The 6,264-nt window shown below is 45.0% G+C and carries 5 protein-coding genes; 2 read left to right on the forward strand and 3 right to left on the reverse strand.

Going from position 1 to position 6,264, the window contains the following annotated elements:
* Positions 1-150: 150 nt before the first annotated feature.
* The 3 genes from JGK39_RS27555 to JGK39_RS27565 all read right to left on the reverse strand — a co-directional run bounded on the left by JGK39_RS27555 (position 151) and on the right by JGK39_RS27565 (position 3,803).
* Entirely contained in the window at positions 151-633 is a 483-nt protein-coding gene (locus JGK39_RS27555) for a GNAT family N-acetyltransferase (protein ID WP_293256882.1), read from the reverse strand.
* A gap of 91 nt (positions 634-724) precedes the next feature.
* Entirely contained in the window at positions 725-1,315 is a 591-nt protein-coding gene (miaE, locus tag JGK39_RS27560) for a tRNA isopentenyl-2-thiomethyl-A-37 hydroxylase MiaE (protein WP_293256879.1), read from the reverse strand.
* A gap of 310 nt (positions 1,316-1,625) precedes the next feature.
* Positions 1,626-3,803, reverse strand: a complete 2,178-nt coding sequence (locus JGK39_RS27565) for a tetratricopeptide repeat protein (protein WP_293256876.1) — start codon at positions 3,801-3,803, stop codon at positions 1,626-1,628.
* 99 nt (positions 3,804-3,902) lie between these two features.
* Here JGK39_RS27565 and JGK39_RS27570 point away from each other — a divergent pair, with 99 nt between their 5' ends.
* Entirely contained in the window at positions 3,903-4,565 is a 663-nt protein-coding gene (locus JGK39_RS27570) for a glycosyl hydrolase 108 family protein (RefSeq protein ID WP_293298073.1), read from the forward strand.
* A 460-nt stretch (positions 4,566-5,025) separates the two neighbouring features.
* Entirely contained in the window at positions 5,026-6,174 is a 1,149-nt protein-coding gene (locus JGK39_RS27575; protein WP_293256870.1) for a serine/threonine-protein kinase, read from the forward strand.
* The last annotated feature ends 90 nt before the right edge of the window (positions 6,175-6,264 follow it).

Below are 6,264 nucleotides of genomic sequence, written 5' to 3' on the forward strand. Positions count from 1 at the left end.
TGTCGTCACCAACCGAGATTTTCTCAGAAACCCGGTTTCTTAGACTTGGCACTTTGCAAAATAGAAAACTTCTGAGAAACCGGGTTTCTTCCGAGATATTTTGCAACCAACCGAGATTTTCTCAGAAACCCGGTTTCTTAGACTTTGCTTCTAACCCAAACATTTTACGTAAACCCGATCGCACCTTGCTGTTTCAACACCCGTTGTCGGCAGATATCCGCTAGTTTCGTACATTTTCACAGCTTCTTTGAGAACGCTAGCAGTTTCTATCCAGATTTCATCAAAGCCGCGAGCGATAATTTTACTTTCCAATTCTTGCAGTAAAAATTTCCCCAAACCTTGTTTCCTTGCTGCTGGCAAAATATACATTTTGCGAATTTCTACGGCATTTTTCCCGCGCTCGATCGGGTAGTAAGCCGCCGTACCCACTATTTTATCTTGCCGTTCAACTACCCAAAATTCGCCGCCTTTATTCTGATAGTGGAGTTCTACATCATAGACATCTCGATCGGCTCCGTAAGGTTCGCATTGTAAACCGTACTCTGCTAAAACATTCTGAATTAAATGGAATGCCTCAGCCCGATCGCGCGTTTCCCAGGAGCGAATTAAAAAATCGAGATGTTGGGTTTTCATCGGTTGTTGTGAAGTATACTTATTTTTTGACTTTGGCAACTGTAATTTTACTGATAATTAGTGTTTTACAGTCTGGAAATGCACCCAACTTTTAACTATGAATTCTCGGTTCAGGATAAAGAGTTGCCAGCAACTGACTTTCTACCAATGATAATTGCTCCAGCCGCTCAATCACAAGAGCGCGATCGAAATAAGTTGTTGCCAAAATCCAATATACACCGTAATGGCGCGCTTCCGAAGCCATCAAACTGCGGTAAAACTTAGCTAATTGGGCATCGGGACAGCGATCGCCCAGCAACCCCAACCGTTCGTGACTGCGCGCTTCAATCAAACCAGAAACCAACAAAGAATCCAAAAGTCTCTCCGGTTCCTGCTTGCGAATTTGGGCGGACAAACCCCCACCGTAGGGAGGCGCAGCCAAAGGGCCCAAAGGGATCCCGCGCTCTTCTAAGCGCTGGTTGACTTGCTCGAAATGCTCCAATTCTTCGCGGGCGATCGCCGTTAGCATCCGCACCAATTTTTCCCGTGCTGGGTAGCGAAACATTAAATTTAACGCTACTCCCGCCGCTTTCCGCTCGCAGTGAGAATGATCTAATAAAATTGTATCCAAATGGGCGATCGCCTGTTCGATCCAAGCTTCCGAACTCGGCTGTTTCAAAAACTTAATTGTTGGTAGTGTCATTAGTCAGCAGTCAGTAGTCAGTAGTTAAATAGCCTTCGATCAAATCACCTTTCTCCGTTTGTAGTGAGGACTTTAGTCCGCATCAATGAGAGGACTAAAGTCCTCACTACAAACCTATTTAATCGCGGTAATTCCAGTAGATATTATACTATCTATTCAGTTGTAATTATAGGGTGCGTCAGGATTTAATCTTCCATCGCCTTGCCGATTGTTTAGCCTGACGCACCCTACGGGCTCGGTTTGTAGTGAGGACTTTAGTCCGCATCAATGAGAGGACTAAAGTCCTCACTACAAACCTATGCACTCGCGGTCATTTTTTACACAACTTTTCAAACACCGCATACATATCACCAGCAAACTTTTTCGGATTCCACAGCGGCGACAAATTAGCTGCGTCTTTAGACTTCACCAACTGTGATTGAATTGCCTTCCTCAATTCAGCATCTTTGCCCAACTTTACACCCAAATTCACATATTCCGCCCAAGACCAAGCCGCATTACTTTCCATTCCCAAAGCCTGCAAAAACGAATAACCCATCCTCGACAAAAACTGTTCTCCCGTGCGAGTCACCACCGGTAAATTAAACCACAAAGCCTCTAAAGTGTGAGTACCTCCATTATAAGGATAAGAATCTAACAAAACATCAGCCAGCAAATAGACAATTCTGTGCTCTTCCTCCGTAGCAAACCTCGGCAAAAACTTAATTCTGTGCCGGCTAACTCCCTCAGCTTCACAAGCTTGATGGTACGCACCCTCAAATACCCCAGCATCGCCCAAAGCCTTGTGAATTAAAATACTGTTCGGCACTTGTTTGAGAATTGCGACTTGTGATTTTACCAAGTCGGAATTGAATTTTCGACCTGGAGCGACGCACAGGTAAACAATCTGATCTAAACCGATCCGATTTGACTTTCTCAACGCCACCGGATCCACTCCATACCTCTGAAATCCTGACACGGCTACAAAAGAATCCGGCATCCTAATTAGCTGCTCGTCATAATATTTTTCCAGACCTGCTGGGTGCGAATGCCAGTCTGTAAGAAAGTAATTTTCCGAGGATATGTAAGGGGCGTCAAATCCGAGCCAAGAAACACAAACTGGTGCGGGTTTTTGGTGAAGAATTTCAGCGTGAATTGGGACGCTGAGAGAATCTAAATCGACTAAAACGTCTAATCGGTCTTGCTGAATTTGGTTGATAATTTCTGCGGACTTGGCAAGTCCGTTTGGGTAAGTTTTGGGGAAAGTGAGTTTTCCCAAACTATCAAATTGTTGAGTGCGATCGTCAGGAGTAATTATTTCGGAAGCGTACAGATATAAATTGGGTGTGATGGCGGACAATTCGCGAATGATGTCAGCGCTGCACCAACCTACAGAATGACGGCTGAAGTGATTGGACAAAAACCCTATTTTTAATTTGCTGGCTGGGGATTGTGGTTTAAAACTGTAATTTGCGGGTTGAGAAAAATTAGGTTTGATACATTTTTCGATATACTTTTGGGCAATTAATCTGTAAAGTTTAGAGTTGGCTGCTAAGTCATCTCGCACGTAGGGCGTGCTGAATAAGAAGTTTGCATAAAGCGATTTAATTTCTACCGAGCTAGCCGTTTCTAAGTTTTGTTGCAAGTACGACTCTAACTCTAAAAATCGATCGCCCGCAATTTGATTCAATCCCGAGACTTGATAGGTGCTGACGTAGTAAATCGCCGTCATAATTGGATCGGTTTCGGCGCACATTTGGCTGTATTTGTGCACGGCTTGCCGCGCGGCCGCTAAATCGCTAGTATCTCGGAGGATTCCGCACAAATGTTGGTGGGCAGCAATAAAATCCGGTTTGATTTCTAGGGCTTTTTGCAGGTTGGGTATGGCTTCTTTTGCTTTGCCCTGGTGGCGCAGAATTATCCCAATTTGACAGTAGGCTTCGGGTAAATCGGGTTTGAATGCGATCGCCCGCTGCCATGCAGCCACCGCCTCATCTAACTTCCCCTGCCGCGCTAATTTATCGCCTAAATTTATGTGAAAATCTACCTCAGCCAGATGGGGATTGAGTTCGAGAGCTTTTTGCTCGTAGGCTACGGCTGCATCCGACTGCCCTTGCTGCTTCAGTGCCCCTGCCAAATTCCAGTAAGCAGCAGCCAAAGTTGGTTTGAGTTCGATCGCCTTTTGGTAATTGACGATCGCCTCTACCAAACGCTCTTGTTTGTAGAGCATACTCCCCAAATTAGCATAGGCCTCAGCAAAATCGGGATTGAGGGCGATCGCCTCAGAATAAAACCGCATTGCTTCCTCAATCTGGCCGCTTGCTTGCTGCACGTTACCCATTGTCACGTAAGCAGCCGCCCAATTCGGTTGCAATTCCAGAGCTCGGCGACAAGCAGCGACGGCGGCTGCTAAATTGCCTTGGGAGTAATAAGTTTCTGCAACGACAGTCAGCGATGCAGCATCTTCTAATTGAGGTGTTTCGGATTGGTTGCGAAAATCGGAATTCATTTGGCGGCCTATCTGTGCTATCAAGTTAAAGGTTGAATCTAGATTATTTTGCAGAGTAGCAGTTTTAGCGGAACTACGGGCGATCGTCACAGAGAATTTATGAGCCAGAAGCAAGCGACACAGCGCCAACATCACATCAAGTGGAAACCAAACCTTCTGCTGGGGATACTCTTGTTAGCCTTAGCAATCCCCTTACCCTTTGCCCAAAAGACTCTCGCGCAAAAGCAGACAGCCGACTTTCGGCAGCGAGTATTTCAAACAGCCCTTTATTTCACCCTATATTTTGAGGGCGGATTCAGCAATCACCCCGCAGATAAGGGCGGCAGAACCTATCGGGGCATCCTGCAAACGGAATACAACTCCTACCGCTACAGTCGCGGGCTGCCGCCCCTCGACGTGACGCAGATGTCGGAAGCAGAGCTCCTAGAAATTTATAAATATTACTGGGATTCGAGCCTTTCGGGTACGATGCAGCCTGCTTTGGCGATCGTCATGTTTGACACTGCTGTTAATTTTGGTATTAACAATTCTATTACATTTTTGCAGCAAGCTTTAGGATTGCCGCAAACTGGTGTTTTTGATGCGCGCACGAGGGATGCGCTAAAAGTCGCTAATAATAAAAATACGGCGCTGCAAATGATTAACGAACGGATTATTTACCGCTACAAACGAGTGCAAGAAGATCCGAGTCAAATGGCTTTTTTCCGGGGTTGGCTGAGCCGCGATTACAGTTTGTGGGGCTACGTGAATAAGATTAAATAATTAAGCGTTTTCTTGGTAGTGAAAATGCTGCACTTTCAGTAGATAGCGGTTCTCAAAAATATGAGGTACGTTGTTGGGAAGAGAGCCCTTCTTAATTTAGTGGTTATTTATGCCCTCACGCCATGTGGGGGTTGCTGTAACTGTCATCGCAAGCTGTTAGCGCAGCAACCTCAGAACCGGCGCTGCGAGTGATACCAAATCCGGGTTATTCATTCCCTTTATAATCTGTAGGGTGCGGATCTCTAAAATCTTTGAATAGCAGTGAAAGTTGTTCGTGGCGACGCACCCTACGTTCTATTTGTCAACTCAATCAAGTTCATAAAAGTCATAATTTTAGTTTCATAAAAGTCATATTTATCAAGATATATTTCAAGATTTGAAAAAAATACTAAATTTTAAGTAAACCGTATATAACAAAAAGATACCGATAAAATTTGTAGCTGCAAAATCAATTTAACTGATGAAACCTATGAATATAGAAGAAGCAATCATTTGTTTGGATAATCTTGTCTGCGAACAAACGGGAAAACGCCTAAAGCCTTTGCAAAAGGCGATAATTCAAGGCGTTGTACAGGGTTTGACCTACAAAGAAATAAAGGAACACTATCCGATCGCCCGCTACTACGCAGTGGGCTTCCTGGCGCGCGGTGTCGGGTACAACTTGTGGAAAGACCTCACCAAGGTACTGAAGCAAGCTGGAATTATTGAACTAGAAGAAAAAGTAGTCGGAGCAAATCTTTGGGACTCTATGATGAGAACTGTACAAAAAGGCACAGAACTCCCTAAACCTCCTGTCCATCAGCCGTTGGAAAAGCTGCTGCGGATGCGTTACCGAATCCGAGAACACTTGGTGAGCACCGAGTACAGCGATACCTATCTGGCTGAAGATGAAAATTTGCCCGATCGACCTTTGTGTCTCGTCAAGCGCCTGAAAAGCCAATCAGAGAAAACCAGCAAGCTATTCGATATAGAAACGCGAGTGTTATATCGCTTGGGCCAAAACGATCGCATACCAGAATTGTTAGCTCGATTTGAAGAAGATGGATATTTTTATTTAGTCTATCAATTCATCGAAGGACAACCACTGTATCAAGAACTCATCGAAGGTCAACCCTGGGAAGAACATCAAGTTATTGCTTTGTTGAAAGATATCTTAGAAGTGCTAGTCTTCGTTCACAAACAAAATGTAATTCACCGCGACTTGCACCCTCAAAACTTAATCATGCGCGCATCAGACGGCAAGATTGTATTAATTGACTTTGGGGCGGTCAAAGAAATCAACACCTCCCAAAATAGCAACGGTCAAACCAAATCGCGCGGCGGTGGCACTCAGCAAGAATACATCCCCCCCGAACAAGCCATCGGTTCGCCGAAATTTTGCAGCGACATCTATTCTGTCGGGATCATCGGGATTCAAGCCTTGACAGGGATGCGCCCGATACAACACAATCTCGATAATTTAGGCAATCTCATTTGGCAGAAAAATGCAACTGTTACCCCGGAGTTTGCTAGGGTTTTAGACCAGATGGTGCTGTACCATTTCCCCCAGCGTTACCCGTCAGCAACCGAAGCTTTGGAAGCACTTCAAAACTTGAAAGTCAGTCAGTAGTCATTGGTAATTGTTCGTAGTGCGGACTTCAGTCCGCAATCTAAGAGCGGACTAAAGTCCGCACTAGGAACCGTTTTTGTTATGGTAATC

Source organism: Microcoleus sp. PH2017_12_PCY_D_A (assembly GCF_020738565.1).
GTDB lineage: Bacteria > Cyanobacteriota > Cyanobacteriia > Cyanobacteriales > Microcoleaceae > Microcoleus.